The organism is Burkholderia sp. ZZQ-2 (assembly GCF_050768715.1).
Classification (GTDB): domain Bacteria; phylum Pseudomonadota; class Gammaproteobacteria; order Burkholderiales; family Burkholderiaceae; genus Burkholderia; species Burkholderia cepacia.
Window position 1 is genome coordinate 100,008 of sequence record NZ_LDVA01000260.1, and the last position, 16,780, is coordinate 116,787.

Annotated in this window: 14 protein-coding genes, 1 tRNA gene and 1 pseudogene; 9 read left to right on the top strand and 7 right to left on the bottom strand. The window is 64.6% G+C overall.

The annotated features are described in order from the left end of the window. Positions 1-65: 65 nt before the first annotated feature. On the top strand, positions 66-1,439 hold the full coding sequence (locus ABY44_RS18625; protein WP_060173656.1) for an HdeD family acid-resistance protein: 1,374 nt from the start codon (positions 66-68) through the stop codon (positions 1,437-1,439). 117 nt (positions 1,440-1,556) lie between these two features. On the opposite strand, the gene ABY44_RS18630 is transcribed toward ABY44_RS18625, so the two are convergent. Continuing rightward, complete coding sequence (locus tag ABY44_RS18630) at positions 1,557-2,900, bottom strand: helix-turn-helix transcriptional regulator (RefSeq protein WP_027789644.1); 1,344 nt, start codon at positions 2,898-2,900, stop codon at positions 1,557-1,559. Positions 2,901-3,388: 488 nt separating this feature from the next. Here ABY44_RS18630 and ABY44_RS18635 point away from each other — a divergent pair, with 488 nt between their 5' ends. The 4 genes and pseudogenes from ABY44_RS18635 (at position 3,389) to ABY44_RS18650 (ending at position 9,126) form a co-directional block, all read left to right on the top strand. After that, positions 3,389-4,510, top strand: coding sequence for a glycosyltransferase family 4 protein (locus ABY44_RS18635; protein WP_060173655.1), 1,122 nt, complete (start codon positions 3,389-3,391; stop codon positions 4,508-4,510). Beyond that, a complete protein-coding gene (locus ABY44_RS18640) occupies positions 4,507-5,268 on the top strand; it encodes a polysaccharide deacetylase family protein (RefSeq protein WP_060173654.1) in 762 nt (253 codons plus the stop codon). The genes ABY44_RS18635 and ABY44_RS18640 overlap by 4 nt, the downstream gene beginning before the upstream one ends. Then, positions 5,268-7,087 (top strand): annotated as a pseudogene (locus tag ABY44_RS18645) (ArnT family glycosyltransferase). The gene ABY44_RS18640 and the pseudogene ABY44_RS18645 overlap by 1 nt, the downstream one beginning before the upstream one ends. A gap of 143 nt (positions 7,088-7,230) precedes the next feature. Then, positions 7,231-9,126, top strand: coding sequence for a clostripain-related cysteine peptidase (locus tag ABY44_RS18650; RefSeq protein ID WP_081072854.1), 1,896 nt, complete (start codon positions 7,231-7,233; stop codon positions 9,124-9,126). Positions 9,127-9,516: 390 nt separating this feature from the next. Here ABY44_RS18650 and ABY44_RS18655 read toward each other — a convergent pair whose 3' ends face one another. Continuing rightward, the gene (locus tag ABY44_RS18655) at positions 9,517-10,758 is read right to left on the bottom strand and encodes an MFS transporter (RefSeq protein ID WP_060173652.1); all 1,242 of its coding nucleotides are present in this window, start codon (positions 10,756-10,758) and stop codon (positions 9,517-9,519) included. A gap of 138 nt (positions 10,759-10,896) precedes the next feature. On the opposite strand from ABY44_RS18655, the gene ABY44_RS18660 reads away from it, so the two are divergent. The 3 genes from ABY44_RS18660 to ABY44_RS18670 all read left to right on the top strand — a co-directional run bounded on the left by ABY44_RS18660 (position 10,897) and on the right by ABY44_RS18670 (position 12,786). Continuing rightward, positions 10,897-11,787, top strand: a complete 891-nt coding sequence (locus tag ABY44_RS18660; protein WP_059686884.1) for a LysR substrate-binding domain-containing protein — start codon at positions 10,897-10,899, stop codon at positions 11,785-11,787. Positions 11,788-11,888: 101 nt separating this feature from the next. Further along, positions 11,889-12,044 (top strand): hypothetical protein, encoded by a 156-nt coding sequence (locus ABY44_RS18665; protein ID WP_155639455.1) that lies wholly within the window; start codon positions 11,889-11,891, stop codon positions 12,042-12,044. A gap of 256 nt (positions 12,045-12,300) precedes the next feature. Beyond that, positions 12,301-12,786 carry a hypothetical protein gene (locus ABY44_RS18670; RefSeq protein ID WP_060180913.1) on the top strand — a complete coding sequence of 162 codons (486 nt, stop codon included), beginning with the start codon at positions 12,301-12,303 and terminating at the stop codon, positions 12,784-12,786. A gap of 383 nt (positions 12,787-13,169) precedes the next feature. Here the strand turns inward: ABY44_RS18670 and ABY44_RS18675 are convergent. Continuing rightward, positions 13,170-13,254 (bottom strand) — tRNA-Leu (locus ABY44_RS18675). A 151-nt stretch (positions 13,255-13,405) separates the two neighbouring features. On the opposite strand from ABY44_RS18675, the gene ABY44_RS18680 reads away from it, so the two are divergent. Then, the gene (locus ABY44_RS18680; protein ID WP_060173726.1) at positions 13,406-14,731 is read left to right on the top strand and encodes a leucine-rich repeat-containing protein kinase family protein; all 1,326 of its coding nucleotides are present in this window, start codon (positions 13,406-13,408) and stop codon (positions 14,729-14,731) included. A 40-nt stretch (positions 14,732-14,771) separates the two neighbouring features. On the opposite strand, the gene ABY44_RS18685 is transcribed toward ABY44_RS18680, so the two are convergent. The 4 genes from ABY44_RS18685 to ABY44_RS18700 form a co-directional block, all read right to left on the bottom strand. Next, complete coding sequence (locus tag ABY44_RS18685; RefSeq protein ID WP_060173650.1) at positions 14,772-15,401, bottom strand: LysE family translocator; 630 nt, start codon at positions 15,399-15,401, stop codon at positions 14,772-14,774. A gap of 98 nt (positions 15,402-15,499) precedes the next feature. After that, positions 15,500-15,673, bottom strand: a complete 174-nt coding sequence (locus ABY44_RS18690) for a hypothetical protein (protein ID WP_021163271.1) — start codon at positions 15,671-15,673, stop codon at positions 15,500-15,502. 31 nt (positions 15,674-15,704) lie between these two features. Next, positions 15,705-16,151, bottom strand: a complete 447-nt coding sequence (locus ABY44_RS18695) for a copper chaperone PCu(A)C (protein ID WP_059485187.1) — start codon at positions 16,149-16,151, stop codon at positions 15,705-15,707. Between the two features lie 81 nt (positions 16,152-16,232). Next, entirely contained in the window at positions 16,233-16,598 is a 366-nt protein-coding gene (locus tag ABY44_RS18700; RefSeq protein WP_060173649.1) for a copper resistance CopC family protein, read from the bottom strand. Positions 16,599-16,780: the final 182 nt, after the last annotated feature.

A 16,780-nucleotide genomic window follows, 5' to 3' on the forward strand; every position in this document is an offset into this window, starting at 1 on the left:
ATGCCTGGCCACCGGCCTGCGACGACTCGCGCGCACCGTGGCCGGCGACGACGAGGGAGCGGAACATGGTGAGACTGGTCATGCTGTTGCTGGGCGTGGACTATCTGCGCAAGCGCGCGAAAGGAATTGTCTGGATCGGCATCGTATGGGTCATCGCGGGGCTCGTCGTGTTCGTCGATGCGCTCGACGGCGCAATGCACTTTCCGGTCACGCTCTTTGCGTGGTTGTGCCTGCTCGAAGGGGGGGCGACGCTGGCCGTCGCATGGACCGGCGTCGGCGGGCAACGCGCATTGCGCTACGTGAAGGGAGTCGCGGTCGTGGCCGCGTCGATGCTGATCTTCGCCGGACACCATCACGGGAACCTGATCCTGTCGATGATTTTCGGCGCGTTGTTCCTGGTCGACGGGGCACTGCAGTGCGTATCCGCGTGGATCGTCCGGTATCGTCGCTGGAGGATCGCACTCGGTTGGGGGGCAGTCGAGATCCTGATCGCGGTGTTTTTCTTTCAACCGTACCCGACCCACTACGTGGGCACGTTGCCGTACTGCCTTGGCCTGTTCCTGATCTTCGGCGGCACGAACATGCTGGCGCTGGCGGCCCGCGTGCGGCGTCTCGAACGCAATCCGGCATTCAGCGTGTCACGCTGGTCTGCATTGTTTCCCGACGTCGCATCGGAGGCACGCACGAGCCCGTTCGATCGAACCGAATGGGACGGCCCGCCGGCCGATCACGAGCGTGCGCTGACCGTGCATGTGTGGACGCCGACGGGTTCGTCGAAGGCGCCGGCACAGCATCATCCGGTGGTCGACCGCTACATCGCCGCGGTCGACGTCAACGGCAACATTTCGACCGGGCATGCGGCGCTCGAGTCGCCCGAGGGAATCTACATCAGCCTGTATCCCGCCGCCGAAATCGACCGTTCGCCATCGGAGTTCGGCCGTATCCTGCGCGCAACACGCGAAAACGACGTGCCCGGCACGTTTCAACCGGACTATGCAACGGAGTCGCGCGCGTGGTGTCCTTCCACGATACGCGTGCGGATCCGCAATTACGATCCGGCGAAGTTGCGCGCGTTCTGGGAGCGTTACCGGATCGATACGACGTACAACCTCACTCACCGTAACTGCTCGAGCACCGTTGCCTATGCGCTCGAGGCGGCGATCGACGGTGCGGTGGGCCGACTGCACGGCGGCAGTACGGGGTGGGGCAGTTTTCTGCGAGTGCTCGTCACGCCCGAACTGTGGGTTGCCGCGCAGATTCGCAAGCGTGCGGTGACGATGGCGTGGACGCCGGGCCTCGCGCTCGACTATGCGCGTGCACTGAGCATGCTGGCCGATCCGCGTCCGTTCGCGTGGTGGAAGGCAGCAGGGGTTGCCGCAAGCCGGCTGTCGCAACAGCGACGTGCATGGCGTGCGCAGGACGCGGGCGCCGCGCAATGATGCGGCATACGGATTGCGCTCCGGCCACGCCTGGGAAAAAACATAAGGATTCCGCCGAAATGCGCGCGACTCGCGATGTTCGAATGGCGTGGTGCCGTGACGGCGGTGCGATGCGATTTATCGGCTGTCGTCGTCGCCTGCCGGTACGTGACCCGACAGTCGAAGTTGACGCGGCGTGACGCCGTAGTACCGCTTGATCTGCGTCGTCAGATAGCTCTGGCTGCCGAACCCGCAATCGAGCGCGATCGACAGGATGCTCGTCGACGTATGGCACAGCAGCCAGCGTGCGCGTTCCAGGCGGCGTTCGATCACGTACTGCATCGGTGTACGTGAGAATCGCTCCTTGAACGCCGCGATTGTCGCGTGCTCGCTCAGGCCGGTGTATCGGGCGATGTCGGCAAGGCTGATCGATTTGCCGAGCGAGGCATCGATCCAGCGATTGATGGACGTTTCATAGAGGATGTCCGGACGCTCGCGGATGTTTCGACTGACGTCCTGAGCGCTCGGATTTCGACGGTACGTTGCGCTCGGTGGCTCTCCGAATCGCCGGTGGTACAGGCGAACGAAGCGCAACGACGGCGCAAAGCCGTATGCACGCAGCACGCCGACAAAACCGGTGCCGATATCGACGGCCAGCGCGCGGTGAACGGCGCGAAGACGTGCGTCGAGGATGATGTCCCTCGAATGTTTGCCGGTCAGGCGCCGGATGCCGTTTTCCAGCGTGTTCGTTGCACATCCCAGCGCATAGGCAACCGTACTGAGCGTTGCCCAGCGTGTCGGGTCGGCTTCGATCGTCGCAACCGCGGTACGCGCGAGGTGTTCGGGCGCATGGCGATCGCTCAGGACGACGTCGCTGTAGTTGTTCTTGTGGCCGGTCACGACGAGCTTGAGCATGTGCTCGTACAGCGAGCGTATCGCGATATCAGGGGATGGCGACATCAGCATCATTCGACGCAGGCAATCCGCGGACGCGTTCCATTGCGTGGCGAGATCTTTGGCCAGCGGCGACAGGTCGAACTGGATGAGTTCGTCGAGCGGGTGGCCGAGCCAGTGTCCGACAAATTCGTTGACCTCGGTGACATCGAGGATCACGGCAATGTGGTGCAGCCCCTCGGGTCGTGACAGGCACGTTGCGTCGCTCGCGGACGAAACAGGCATCACATCGCCGATGGCGCATTGCGCGACCGAATTCCCGCTCGAGTAAGTCGATCCGCCGTTGATGCACGACGAGAAGAGATAGTTGGGGCGGGGGCCGCCCGACTGAAAATGAAACGGTATTTCGAAATTGCCATCGTAAACCGCGAGCCCGTTCCATTGCTGGCCACTGACAGTGACGTCCCGATTGCTGGCGTGACATGCACGAAAGCGGTTCTCCGTATAGGTCGCCACGAGAAAATCGGAAACCTCATCCGGGTCATTACTGTGAAAGCGATGCGTTTGGATTGGCGATTCACTCATCATGATGGCCAGTTCGAATGTTTTTTCTTGATTGAATATTAATGGGGGTCAATCAGTGTCGGGAGCAATGCGGTTTCCGGCCGACATCGTAGGGAAAAGCCGGTCGCTCGATAAGCTGCCGCGCTGTATACGGGGTATATGACCGGTTACGCCGACTATGCATACGGAACCTGCGTGTGGTGAAACAAGGTGACCGGGCAGAAATGAAAAAAATGAAGGCCCGAACACCTTACACCCGGATGCTTATTTTTTAGAGAAATTCCGTCGATATTCCGGAATAAATAATCTTACAGAGTCAATACAATCGTGTGACCGATGCGGTTTATATCGGACACGTTTCCCTCGGGAAATCCTGAATTATTCGATTGCGAATCGTGCGGCGTTACGCGGCGCAACTGGGTGAAACCGGTCCTTGCATCCGCGTGACAGAGGGGCATGCCTGTCGATAAATGCGGGCGCACGTGCGTGACACCGTCTGAAGAATACAAGCGATGAAAATTCTCTATACCAACTTTCATGGCGGAAATGGTGGTGGGCATGACACCTATATCTATCACCTTGCGGCCGGTCTGGGCCGTCGGTATCGCGTCGCGGTCGCATCGCCGGCCGGCAGTCGCCTGTCGCGCATGGTCGATACGCTACCGGGCGTGCGCATCGTCGACATGCAGTTCAAGCCGTGTTGGCGCACATTTCTCCCCGAGTTGGTGCGGCTGCGGCGCCTGATCCAGCAATCCGCGTTCGACATCATCCACGTCAACGGCTCGGCCGATCACCGGCAGGTCATGCTCGCACTCGTGGGCTGTCGCACGCGACCATCGGTCGTTTTTACGAAACACAACACCTATGCGGCCGGCAGCATCGGTAATTTTTTGCGGGCGCGGTTCGCGACGGACACGACGATCGCCGTCAGTGACTACGTCCGGCTGATGCTCGAGCGGCAGTCACCGTACGGCGACATCACGGTAATCAAGCATGGCGTGCAGTTGCCGCCGCATACGGGCGGGCAGGCCGAGATCCGGCGTCGGCGAATCGGGTATTTCGGCGAAGCCGGTGCGGACGCCATCGTGCTCGGCAGCGTCGCCGGCACCGGGCCGCACAAGGGGTGGAGCGATTTGGTCAGCGCGCTTGCGCAATTGCCGGATGCATTGCGCGCGAAGTTTCGCGTGCTGCTTGCAGGCGACTGGCCGTCGAAGGAGCAGCGCGAATTCGTCGCGCATTGCGGCGTGGCCGCGAACGTCGCGTTCGTCGGTCCGACGGATCGGACGCATGACATCCTCGCGACCTGCGACGCATCGTTCGTGCTGTCATATCACGAAAGCCTGTCGTTTGCGTGCCGCGAAGCGATGTCGATGGGCCGTGCCGTGATCGTGACCGATGTCGGCGGCTTGCCGGAGAACGTCGACGACCGGATCGACGGCTGGATCGTTCCGCCGCGATCGCCCGAAGCGATCGCCGCCGTCCTGCGCGAGATTGCCGAACATCCCGAACGTGTTCCCGAGATGGGGCGCGCCGCGCGCGCAAGGAGCGAACGCGAGTTCAGTTTCGCGCGGTTCATCGACGAAACGAGTTCGGTTTACCGCGCGTCGATCCGCGGGACGGCGGTGTCTGCATGACCGGTGTTCCGACGCAACCGCCGGTCACGCCGCAGGAGCGGCCGTCGGCAAAACGCGCCGCGTGCGTCCCGATTCTGATGTATCACCAGATTCGCCCGTTGCCGCCGCATTCGGACGTATTGCGCGGCCTGAGCGTCGATCCGCGCGCGTTTCGGCGCCAGATGCGTGTGCTGAAGGCGCTGGGCTATCGCGGCATGTCGGTCACCGACTTGCAGCGGCGGCTGCCGCAGGCGCGGCGCGAGAAGCTGTTTGCCATCACGTTCGACGACGGTTTTCGCAACGTGGCCGAGCATGCGCTGCCCGTGCTCGATGCGCTCGGCTTTACCGCGACCTGCTACTTCGTGTCGGGCAGGCTGGGCGGCAGCAATGATTGGGATCGCAGGCTCGCGACGGCCGAGGGCGCGTTGATGGATCTCGGCGCGCTGCGCGAATGGCACGCGCACGGGCACGAGGTCGGCGCGCATACCGTCGATCATGTTGTGCTGTCCGACGTGCCTTCACCGGCTGCATGGCGGCAGATCGCGCATTCGAAGGCGCAACTCGAGGATGCGGCCGGATGCCCGATCGTGTCGTTTTGTTATCCGTATGGTGCGCTCGACGCGAACGTGCGGCGACTTGTCATCGAAGCCGGCTTCCAGAACGCGACGACGACCGTGCGCGGACGTGCTGATGCGCGTACCGATCCGTTTCTGCTGCCGCGTATTGCCGTGCCGGGCGGGCGTGGCGTCGCGCGCTTTCTCGGGAGGTTCTTCCGGTGATGCGCGACAGATCCGCCGCAAACGCCGGACGGCTTTGCCGTGCGGGCCCGCTGCATGCAGGGCGCGGCACACCGTCCGGATTCGACGCGGATTGGGTCGCGCGGCCGATAGTGCGCGTGCTGCTGTTCGTCGCGCTGGGAATCGCGTATCTGGCGCCGGGCATCATTGGCCACGACCCGTGGAAACAGGACGAGGCCTACACGTTCGGGATCATTCGGCACATGCTCGATTCCGGCGACTGGATTGTGCCGGCCAACACCGGTACGCCGTTTCTCGAGAAGCCGCCGCTGTACGACTGGGTCGCGGTCGCGTTCGCGCGCCTGCTCGGCGCGATCTTGCCGTTGCATGACGCGGCGCGGCTTGCGAGCGCATTTTTCGCGGCGCTGGCGTTCGGCTTCACCGCGCGTGCGGCGCGCGTGGCAACCGGCTCGACATGCTGGTTCGAGCTGCGCGTGCTCGGTCCCGTCGCGCTGTGCGCCGGGACGCTCGTGGTGCTCAAACACTCGCACGACATGATGACGGACGTTGCGCTGATGGCCGGCGCGGCGATCGGTTTCTGCGGTCTGCTCGAACTTGTCGCGGGGCTCTTGCAAGGCGGCCATGCCGATTACTGGGCGGCCGCGCGGCTGGGCGTCGGCATCGGAATCGCGTTCATGTCGAAGGGCCTGTTCGTGCCGCTCGTGTTCGGCGCGACCCTCGGTGTCGCGCTCGTGCTTTATCCGGCGTGTCGCACGCGTGCCTGCGCGCGTGCGCTCGCGATGGCCGCGCTCGTCTGCGCACCGTTCGCGTTGATCTGGCCGACGGCGCTCTATCTGCGTTCGGAAACGCTGTTCGCCGTCTGGTTCTGGGACAACAATGTCGGCCGCTTCTTCGGTTTCTCGGTGCCGATGCTCGGCGCCGAGAACGACAAGCTGCTGTTCATCTGGCGTGCATTGCTGACGGTCGGGTTTCCGGTTGGTCCGCTCGCGGTCGTGGCGATCGCCGGTGGTGTGTTGCGCGGCTGGCGCAATCCGTCGATCGCGCTGCCGGTCGCATTCGCCGCGATCGGGCTGATCGTGCTCCACTTTGCTGCGACGTCGCGGCAACTCTACATCCTGCCGTTTATCGGGCCGCTGTCGCTCATCGCCGCGCGCAGCGTCGAGCGTATGCCGGCTCGCGTGCATGTCGCGTGGGATTACGCGAGTCGCGGCCTGTTCGGTGCATGTGCGGTGCTGGTGTGGTGCGTCTGGCTTGCGATGACGCACGACACGCTGCCGCGCGACCTCTTCGGGTGGTTGGGGGGCTGGCTGCCGCTTGACTGGACGATTCCTCTGCAACCCGCGGCGATCTGCGCGGCGTTCGCGCTGAGCGTCGGCTGGCTCGCCGCGTTGCTGTTGCTGCGCGGAGCGGGCCCGTGCGTGGTGCGTTGTCGTGGGCCAGCGGCGTGGTGCTCGCCTGGGGCCTTGTCTACACGCTGTTGCTGCCCTGGCTCGACGTAGCGAAAAGTTATCGGTCGGTGTTCGACGACCTGAAGATCCAGCTTGCACGCGAGTGGCGCGCGGGCGATTGCATCGCGAGCCCGGGGCTCGGCGAATCCGAGGCGCCGATGCTCGATTACTTCGCCGGACTCCGCTACGTACCGATGGACGAGCCGCGTGCGCGCGCGTGCCGCTGGCTCGTCGTACAAGGCATGCGCGGTGCGGTGCCGGATCCAGGGGCGTCATGGGCGCCGTTCTGGCATGGCGCGCGCCCCGGCGATACGCGCGAGGCACTCGTCGTTTATCGCGCGGTGAACGGTGAGTGGCCGAGTGCCGGGTCGAATTTGCCGGAGCGCAGATGACGACGCGCAGCGGACGCCGCGGTTGTTGGCTCGCGATACTGGTGATCGGCGCGTTGATGTTGCTCGTCGCGGAACTGATCGGAATCGTTGCTTCGCTCGTCGGTCAGGTGTGAGGGGGCGAGGCGTGATGCGAAGGACAACGGATGAGTACATTTCAGGAGAAAACAATGGGAAAGCGCTGGTGCATGACGTGGAGGCGGATCGGACGGCTGCTCGCGGGTTTCGCGCTGGCCGGATTGATGAGCGCTTGCGGATCGGGAGACGATTCGATAACGGCGACGGCCGAGCGTACGGTGCTCGTTTATCTTGTCGGTTCGGATTTGACATCGGACCTTCAATCCGATCTTGACACGATGACCAAGGCCACGGCCGGTACGAACGTGAATATCCTGGTTACGACCGGCGGCGGAGACCAGGTGCAGAAGGACGTCGACTGGACTCGGACTCAACGTTGGCAGCTCTCGCAGGGGCGGCGAACCAGGCTGGCCGACCTCGGAGGGCAGGACATGGCGGCATCGGCCACGCTGAGCGATTTTCTCGAATGGGGTATCCGGCAGTATCCGGCGAAGCGGGTCGCGGTCATTCTGGGCGATCACGGGGGCGGCCCGAATGGCGGCTTTGGTTATCGGACGACGACGAAGGCCGAGCGCGATGCGGGGGACCTCCCGCGTTTGTCGTTGCGGGACATGACCCAGGCGTTTCAGCGCGCGACCGCGGCCACGGGAAAGCGCTTCGATCTGGTCGGATTCGACGCATGCCTGATGGCCAGTGTCGAGGTTGCCGCCGCGTTTCGCCCGTATGCGGACTATCTGGTCGCATCCGAGGATCTTGAATTCGGCGGGTGGGATTACGCCAGCGTATTGGGCGGTCTCGTCGCACAGCCTGGTATGAATGCCCGAGACCTGGGAACGCTGATCGTCAACAGCTATGCCGGCTTGCGCGCGGGAGACAATCCGGATTTCACGGTTTCGCTCGTCGACCTGGGGGCGCTGGACAGTGTCATCGGCGTGGCTGACGCACTGGGCCGCGATCTCTATGCCAACGGAAACAGCGTGGAGGACATCGCACGTGCACGCGTCAACGCGCGTTCGTTCGATACCGACTGGACGAGAGTCACCGATATGGTTGATCTGGTGCAGTTTTCAAGGGCGCTCGAGCTTGCGGCGCTGCCGAGGCCGACGGTCGCGAGCAGTGAGGTCGAAAAAGCGCTGAATCAGGCCGTCGTCGTCAAGCGGGCGGGAAGCAACCGGTCGCTGGCGAAAGGATTGACGATTTTCATGCCGGCAGGCGCTGCGTACGACACCGCCGTCATGAAGACATACGACAGCCTGGATTTCAGTACGTCCTACCGGCGTTTTGTCGGCGAATACGGCGCGGCATTGCGGGCGGCGCTCGATGTACTCGTCCAGATCTCGCCGCCAGTCGCGACCGGCGATGATGTTCAGGCTTTCGCGTATTCCCCGAAGCTCTGGCAGGAAGAAGTGCCGATGGCTGCGCTTGAAGACAGCGTCGGGCAAATCGTGGCAGTTCGTCCTATCGGACCGGCGTCACCTGCCACGGCCGGGGATGCGAATTTGGGCGGCGATTTCCGCAAGCTCTCGACCAAATTGTCGGAGCCATGGTACGCGCTCAATGGTTGCATCGTGTCGGTGATTCCGGGCGTAACTGGCGATACCGAAACATCGTTCGTGATCCCGGTATCCTACCGCGAGGAGACGTCCACCACAGAAGTCACCGGCTTCTTGCTGGCGTCGGGAGAGCCGGGTGGTGACATGACTCTGAAGGGGTTCGTGCCGTTACTTGGCACGGCAGTCGGTCATGTGACGCCGATCGGCTCAACGTGGACATTGACGCCGCAGCTTTGGAGGGCGGACCTGTCGGCATGGACCATTCCCGACCCGGAGACTGTCGTATGCAAGGCGGCCGTGGCGCAGGACGGAAGCTGGAAAATCGGAAGGACCGGGAAGCCCGACTCGTATCGATTCCGGTTCGCCGTAGCAGACCTGGCGAACCGCTTGCGTCTGTCTCCCGAGATGTGACGAAGAACCCTGTTCCCCTCGGAGAGGAGCAGGGTCCTGGAACGACCGGGGCGCGCTCCGGCTCATGTTCGATCTTTCCGATTCGCTCGAAGTACTCGACCCGACCGGCAGTGCGTTCACCGTGCAGCCAGACGACCTGCCGGGCTTGCCGCAGTCGCCGGCAAGCCGTTCGGCACGGTGCCGGAAGCGGTAGCGCCGGCCGATCGGGGTGTTGCGGGCGTTGTTTGGGCATTGCTCGCGTGTGAGCAACAACGCGGTGAAGCGGCAGAATGGGCCGGCATCCTGATCGATGCGCGACTATCCCGATGCGTGGCGTACTTGAAGCAGGCCACGGGGGACCGGATCGCGCGCGACCCGCGCCGCACCCGTGATGTGCCCATTACGTACCCACTACGCCCGTGCCAGCCGGCGCGCAGCCAGCAGCCCGAGCACGAGCAGCACCGCGACGTAAGCGGCGACGCCCGTCCACGCGCCGTGTTGCCAGAACGTGCCGCCGATCGACCCGAGCACGCTCGACCCGAGATAGTACGCAAGCAGGTACAGCGACGCGGCGTGCCCTTTCGCGGCCCCCGCGAGGTAGCCCACCCAGCCGCTCGCGACCGAGTGGGCAATGAAGAAGCCGATCGTGACGAGCACGATGCCGACGACGATCGCGGCGAGCGAATGCGACAGCGTCAGCACGAGGCCCGCCGCGAACACGAGCACGCCGCTGACGAGCACCGGTGCGCGTCCGAGACGGTCGGCGAGCGCGCCGGCGCTCGATGACGACACCATCCCGAACAGGTAGGCGCCGAAGATCAGCCCGCACGCGGTCGCACTCAGGTTGAACGGGGCCGCGGTGAGCCGGAAGCCCGCATAGTTGTAGATCGTCACGAACGCGCCCATCACCAGGAAGCCGATCGCGAACACGAACGGGAGCCGCGCGTGACGCAGTTGCTCGCCCCACAGCCGGACGTGATGGCGCAGCGTCAGGTCGGTGCGCTTCACGAAGCGCCGCGACGGCGGCAGCAGGATCACGAACGCGGCCGCCGCGACCAGGTCGACGACGCCGATCGTCAGCATCGCCGTGCGCCACGAGAAGTGCTCTTCCAGCATGCTCATGCCGATCCGTCCGACCATGCCGCCGAACGCGGTTCCGCCGACATAGAGCCCCATCGAGAAACCGAGCCCCTCCGACGCGATTTCCTCGGCGAGATACGCCATCGCGACAGCCGGGACGCCGCCCAGCGCGAAACCTTCCAGCGCGCGCCAGACCAGCAGCAGGTTCCAGTCGGGCGACAGCGCGGCGAGCACGTTGAACAGCGCGGCGAGCGTCATCGACGCGAACATCAGCCCGCGCCGCCCGACGCGTTCGGACAGCGCGCCGGCGCACAGAATGGAGATCGCCAGCATCCCGGTCGACAGCGACAGCGAGAGCGAACTCGAGGCCGCGCCGAGGCCGAACTCGCGTGCGAACGCGGGAAGCAGCGGCTGGACGCAGTACAGCAGCGAGAACGTGGAAAAACCGGCAAGGAAGAGCGCCAGAGCGATGCGCTTGTAGGCGGCCGAGCGCGGGGAAACGCCGGCGGGCAGCGCATCGGGCGTGGCCTGTTGCGCGCCGGGCAGGGCACGGGAAAGCGAAGGGGAGGACATGACTGCGCTCGATGTGCGAAGGAACGCCTGAATTCTTGCGCACGGTCATATATATGTCCAATATATGAAAGTAACCGCAGCGATATGTTTAACCACTGGCTGGTGAACCCACCCGGCACACCGTGAGAGCACGTACGAATGGAACTCCGGCATCTCCGTTATTTTCTGGCCGTGGCGGCCGCGTCGAATTTCACCAAGGCTGCCGAGGCGCTCGGCATCGGGCAGCCGCCGTTGAGCCAGCAGATCAAGGCGCTCGAAAGCGAGCTCGATGTGGAACTGTTCAGGCGGACCGCGCGCGGCGCCGAGCTGACGCTGGCGGGCGAGGTCTTCGCGCAGGAAGCGCGCCGCGTGCTCGACGCCGCCGAGCGTGCGGTGCGCGCGGCAAGGCGGGCCGCGCGCGGGGAAACCGGGCATCTGCGCGTGGGTTTCACCGGGACGGCGGCGTTCAATTCGAAAGTGTCGGACCTGATCCGGCGCTTTCGGGAAGCGTTTCCGGATGCCGAGCTGACGTTGCAGGAGGCCGCGTCGCGGATGCTGCTGGAGGCGCTGGAGGCCGGGCACCTCGACGTCGCGATCGTGCGGCCGGCACGCCGGGCCGCCGCGACGTTGCGGATGCTCGACTGGGACGACGAACCGATGTTCGTCGCGCTGCCCGTTGCGCACCGGCTGGCGCAGCGGCGGCGGATCGATCTGGTGGAGCTGGCTGACGAGTCGTTCGTGCAGGTGCCGAGGGAGGCCGGCGGCGCGCTGTTCGACCATATCGTCGCCGCATGCAATGCCGCCGGGTTCGAGCCGCGCATGGCGCAGCCTGCGCCGCAAATGGCGTCCGCGGTGACGCTGGTTGCGGCCGGGCTCGGCGTGTCGGTCGTGCCGAAGGCGATTACGCAGGTGCAGGTTGCCGGAGTCGTCTATCGGCCGTTGGCGGGGGATGCGTTGCGGGCGCGGCTCGCCATTGCGTCACGATGCGATGAATCGTCGGCGGTGGTCCGGAATTTCCTGTTGCTGGCGGGGGAGGATGGGGCGGCGTGAGGGCCGTGGAAACAAAAACCGCGAAGCCATGTGCCGTCGCGTTTTTCGAACATGCTTGAAGAGCGATGATGTTGTATTCGACGGGATGTTGGCCTTCGCATTTGAATGACTTCAATATCGACGAAGAAGTACTTTTGTTAATTGGCGTGCGCTGCCGTCTGCAATCTGTCGATGTTGATCGCGAGATCAAAATGAAGGATGGATTCTGGAATTTTCAATCGATGATCGTCGTGACCGGTTGGGGAGCTTGTCGGTGAGGAATTCACTATTCATTCGCTACGCCACGCAGAAGAGGGTTGCCTGCTTGCACATCGCCAGCCCCTATGATGCCCCCGAGGGGGCCGTGATCGTCTACGATACGACCGATGGATCGACTCATGGTCACGCCGAGGTCGTACTGCCCGGACCGCTTTTCGCGAGTGATTACATCAGTCCGAATAGCAGGGTGATGCGCAAGGGCGAGAAACCCACGTTGATCGGAAAGGGTAGAAAGGTAACGGGAGTCTGGATCAAATGAAATGGAATGCCTGGTTTTTGATTTCTGGCGCAGTGCTTTCTTGCTGGGGGGCGACAGTTCTGGCCGATCAAGGCAACGCCGATCCGTTCGTCGCGTTTCAGCAGCGGTTCGGCGGCAATCAGGAGTTCGTTTGCACGGCAAAGGGAGGGAAGAAACTTTCCGTCAATGTGGGCGTGCCTCAGGCGGATGCCGATCAGATGAAGGTGGTGCCCCGCCAGGAGTGGGGCAATACCCTGTCGGTCTACCTCTCCGCTGGCGAGGGGAAGCCGATTGATTCGTCATGGGGAACGCCGGCATTCGATCAATCGATGAAGTTCATGTCGATACGGTTGCGGAACGGCAAGACGCTCGTTTTCGAGCGATTTCGAAATATCCCCGATCCCGATGCGGACGAAAAGCATCTTGATCGCAAACCGTACTTCAATCTGACGATCGATAGCGGAGCAAAGCTGCCTTGCAGTCAGGTCTTCAACGTGTCCTGACGCGTGGCCGGTGGAATCGGATTGCAGGGTCGGCGGCGCGTCATCGGTACGCGGAACGATATGAATGCCGCATAGAAGTCGACCGGACATCGGTCATTTGCTTCTCTCGGATCGCGGAGAGGGGCTGCGCCGTCAGTAAAGAGCGACGCACAGCGTTCCCGACAGCGTCCGATCGAATGGACTTCAAGCTGGAAAGGGGAACGTGCGGTTATCGATGTGGGCCATGCTCCGACAGGTCTTGTCGGCCGGTAATTGGCACATGCCGCGCCAGGCGGGCGATGAGCAAGGAACCACGACGAAAACCTCGTTGCGAGGCGGCTGGATCGTCGGAGCCTTGACGCAAGGCGGGGACTGCTGAACTCGAAGCGCGGTAAAACCGCTTCTGGTGCCGACGGCGAGACTCGAACTCGCACAGCTTTCGCCACTACCCCCTCAAGATAGCGTGTCTACCAATTTCACCACGTCGGCACTGCATAGCACTGCAAGGGGCGCAATTGTAGCGTCACATTTCGCGTTTGTGAAGAGGGTGTGACACGATGGGCGGATGCGCGAAAGCGATCCCGGTAGAATTCGGACGATCGACCCGATGGCCGCCGCAACCGCAACCCGTTTTCTCTGCGTGACACATACCCTCGAACAACTGCAGGCCGGGCAACTGGCCGGCGCACGGCAACTCAAGCTCGCATGCGGGTTGACGGCCTTTCCGCGCGAGATTTTCGATCTCGCCGACACGCTCGAAGTGCTCGACCTGACCGGCAATGCGCTCACCGCGCTGCCGGACGACCTGCCGCGCCTGCATCGCCTGCGCATCCTGTTCGCGTCCGGCAACCGCTTCACCGCGTTCCCCAACGTGCTCGGCGCGTGCGAACAGCTCGACATGATCGGCTTCAAGGCGAACCGGATTCAAACCGTGCCGCGTGGATCGCTGCCGCGCGCATTGCGCTGGCTGATCCTCACCGACAACGCAATCGACGAGTTGCCCGCCGATATCGGCGATTGCTCGCGCTTGCAAAAGCTGATGCTCGCCGGCAACCGGCTGCGCACGCTGCCGGCCGGGCTGGCCGCCTGCCGCGCGCTCGAACTGGTGCGCCTGTCGGCGAATCACCTGGACGAACTGCCGGACTGGCTGCTGCGGATGCCGCGGCTCGCGTGGCTTGCTGCCGCCGGCAATCCGTTCGGTGCGGCACCGGAAGCCGCGGCGTCGGCGGAGCCGGATGTCGCGGACGTCGATTGGGCATCGCTCGCATGCGGGCAGAAGCTCGGTGAAGGCGCATCGGGCGTGATTTACCGCGCGCAATGGACGGCGGATAACCGTGCGCCGCGCGCGGTCGCCGTCAAGCTGTTCAAGGGCGCGGTGACGAGCGACGGCCTGCCCGATTGCGAAATGGCCGCATGCCTGCATGCCGGCCGCCACCCGAACATGATCCCGGTGATCGGCAAGGTGCGCGGGCACCCGGACGGCACGCACGGCCTCGTGATGGAACTCGTCGATCCCGCGCTGACGAATCTCGCGGGGCCGCCGAGCTTCGCGACCTGCACGCGCGACGTGTATGCCGACAGCACGGGATTCGAGCCTGCCGCGGCGCTGCGGATCGCGCACGGCATCGCGTCGGTCGCGGGCCATCTGCACGAACGCGGCATCATGCACGGCGACCTGTATGCGCACAACATCCTGCACGACGGCGCCGGTGGCGCGTTGCTCGGCGATTTCGGCGCGGCGTCGCTCTACGACGTGAGCGACCGCATGCGTGGTGCGCGGTTCGAACGGCTCGAGGTGCGCGCGTTCGGTTACCTGCTCGGCGAGTTGCTCGATCGATGCGGGCAGCAGGCGGGGGCCGGCCGGCCCACGCTCGACGCACTGGCGGCAGCCTGTTTGAACGAGGATGTCGACGCGCGGCCGTCGTTCGTGGAGATCACCGCCGCGCTGGCTGCGCAAACACGCTGACGGGACGGCGCGGCAAGTTCGGTCTCGGCAATACGAGCGCTTACGCCTGCCGCGCAGTCAGCAGCTTGATCCCAAGCCCGACGAACAGCAGCCCGCTGGCGCGCTTGAGCGCACGCACCGCGCGGCTCATGCCGAAGCCGCGATGGAACCGGCGCACGCCGGCCGAATAGATGCTGTGAACGATCACGACGGTGCATGCGATTGTCGCGTACATCACGACGAACTGCAGCGCGAGCGGGCGGTCGTGCACGATGAACTGCGGCATGAACGCCGACAGGAAGATCATCGTCTTCGGGTTGCTGCCCGACACGAACAGCGCTTCGCGGAACAGCTTCCCGCGGTCGGGTGCGGCGACCTCCGCCGCGCCGGTCGACGCGCCGGCCTTGCACTCGCCGCGCAGTTGCCTGACACCCAGGACCATCAGGTACGCGGCGCCGGCCACCTTCATCGCGACGAACAGCGGCGGCATTGCGGCGAGCACCGCGCCGACGCCGAGTGCGACGAGCACCACGACCACGCCCTGCGCGACGAGATTGCCCGCGATCGTCGCGGCCGTGCCGTGCGTGCCGTAGCGCACCGTGTTGCGGATGACGAGCAGCACGTTGGGCCCCGGCGACAGCGTCGTGGCGAGATAGGCTGCGGCAAACAGCATCCAGGTCTGAAGGGACATGCGGCGCTCCGAGAGGCGGTTCCGGCGGGCGGGATGACGCGATGATGCCACGCCAATATATGGCCCGGGCTTGCCCGGAACCGTGCCGTCGCGGCGCGTCAGCGCGCGTCGCGCATGCAGTACGCGGGGATCGACGGCGGCGTATCGATCGCGGCGGGCCGCGTCATCCACGCGATCCATCCGGCCCATATCCCGCAGACGATCAGCACGGCGACGTTCAGCGGCGTCCGGTAGCGGACGATCAGGTCGGCCAGCGGCAGGCGGTGTTTCATGTGCGTCTCCTTCGATCGGGGGCGGGTGGCGTTACTGGCCGGCGTAGGTCGGCGCCTTGGCGTCGCAGGTCACGGATACCGTCGAGCCGTCCGCGAAACGCAACCGGAACGGCACCTTCGCGCCGGGCGCGACGGCCTGGCGCGGCTGCTCCAGCATCACGTGATAGCTCTTCGGTTTGAAGGTCACCGTGCCGTGCGCGGGCACTTCGACGGCGTCGACGTGAACCATCTTCGCGGTGCTGCCGTTCGTTTGCGTTTCATGCAGCATCGCCATTCCGTATGCGGGCGTGTCGAGGCCCGTCAGCGTGACGGGCGCGTCGCCGTCGTTCTTCAGCGTGAAGTAGCCGGACGACGGCACGGTCGCCGGCATCGCACGGATCCAGCAGTTTTCTGCCTGTACGGCCGGCGCGGCGAACGTGGCGGGAGCCTGCAGCGCGAGCAGTGCGAACAGCAGGCCGGTCGGAATCGGGCGTTTCATGGTTGGTTCTCCTGATGGGTGGATGCGGCGGCTATCGGCGGCGACGCGCTCGGCACGAAACGCCGATGCGCATCGCGAACGTCATTTCAGCGTGAACGCGTAGTGGCCTTGCGTGCGATGGCCATCGCTGGCCACCGCGATCCACGTGACGGTGTACGTGCCGGCGGTCAGGCTGGCCAGCGCGACGTGCATGCGTTTCCGGTTGCCGGCGTCGACGGACGATTTCCCGTCGGCGACCGACTGCCCGTGGCTGTCGGTCACGGCGATCGAGCTGAAAGCGGGCTCGAGCGCCTCGCTGAAACCGATCGAGACCGTATGCGGCGCGGTTGAGAGCGTGGCGCCGGCGGCCGGTTCCTGCGTCTTCGGAAGTGCGTGTGCGTGGGCGGCCTGGATCGCGACGAAGCCGAGTGCGGCGAGCGTGCCGCGAGTGAAAGTGGCGGTTTTCATGGTTGAGTGTGCGAGTGGCGAATCGGATGAAGCAACACGGATTCGACGGACGGATGCACGCGCACCATCGCAGCAGTACCGATGGCGGCCGACGCCGGTGCGAACGTGCGCGGCCGGGCGTTTGCCCGCAGGCGAATGCCGGCGCGACGGTACGCACCGGCAGCAAGCGGCCGCACGCGCGG

Bases quoted from the DNA above. Each gene is read 5' to 3' on its own strand.
- ABY44_RS18625 (WP_060173656.1), top strand. From the start codon at position 66: ATGGTGAGACTGGTCATGCTGTTGCTGGGCGTGGACTATCTGCGCAAG.
- ABY44_RS18670 (WP_060180913.1), top strand. From the start codon at position 12,301: ATGAAATGGAATGCCTGGTTTTTGATTTCTGGCGCAGTGCTTTCTTGC.
- ABY44_RS18700 (WP_060173649.1), bottom strand. From the start codon at position 16,598: ATGAAAACCGCCACTTTCACTCGCGGCACGCTCGCCGCACTCGGCTTC.
- ABY44_RS18695 (WP_059485187.1), bottom strand. From the start codon at position 16,151: ATGAAACGCCCGATTCCGACCGGCCTGCTGTTCGCACTGCTCGCGCTG.
- ABY44_RS18630 (WP_027789644.1), bottom strand. From the start codon at position 2,900: ATGATGAGTGAATCGCCAATCCAAACGCATCGCTTTCACAGTAATGAC.
- ABY44_RS18660 (WP_059686884.1), top strand. From the start codon at position 10,897: ATGGAACTCCGGCATCTCCGTTATTTTCTGGCCGTGGCGGCCGCGTCG.
- ABY44_RS18650 (WP_081072854.1), top strand. From the start codon at position 7,231: ATGAGTACATTTCAGGAGAAAACAATGGGAAAGCGCTGGTGCATGACG.
- ABY44_RS18655 (WP_060173652.1), bottom strand. From the start codon at position 10,758: ATGTCCTCCCCTTCGCTTTCCCGTGCCCTGCCCGGCGCGCAACAGGCC.
- ABY44_RS18690 (WP_021163271.1), bottom strand. From the start codon at position 15,673: ATGAAACACCGCCTGCCGCTGGCCGACCTGATCGTCCGCTACCGGACG.
- ABY44_RS18635 (WP_060173655.1), top strand. From the start codon at position 3,389: ATGAAAATTCTCTATACCAACTTTCATGGCGGAAATGGTGGTGGGCAT.
- ABY44_RS18640 (WP_060173654.1), top strand. From the start codon at position 4,507: ATGACCGGTGTTCCGACGCAACCGCCGGTCACGCCGCAGGAGCGGCCG.
- ABY44_RS18685 (WP_060173650.1), bottom strand. From the start codon at position 15,401: ATGTCCCTTCAGACCTGGATGCTGTTTGCCGCAGCCTATCTCGCCACG.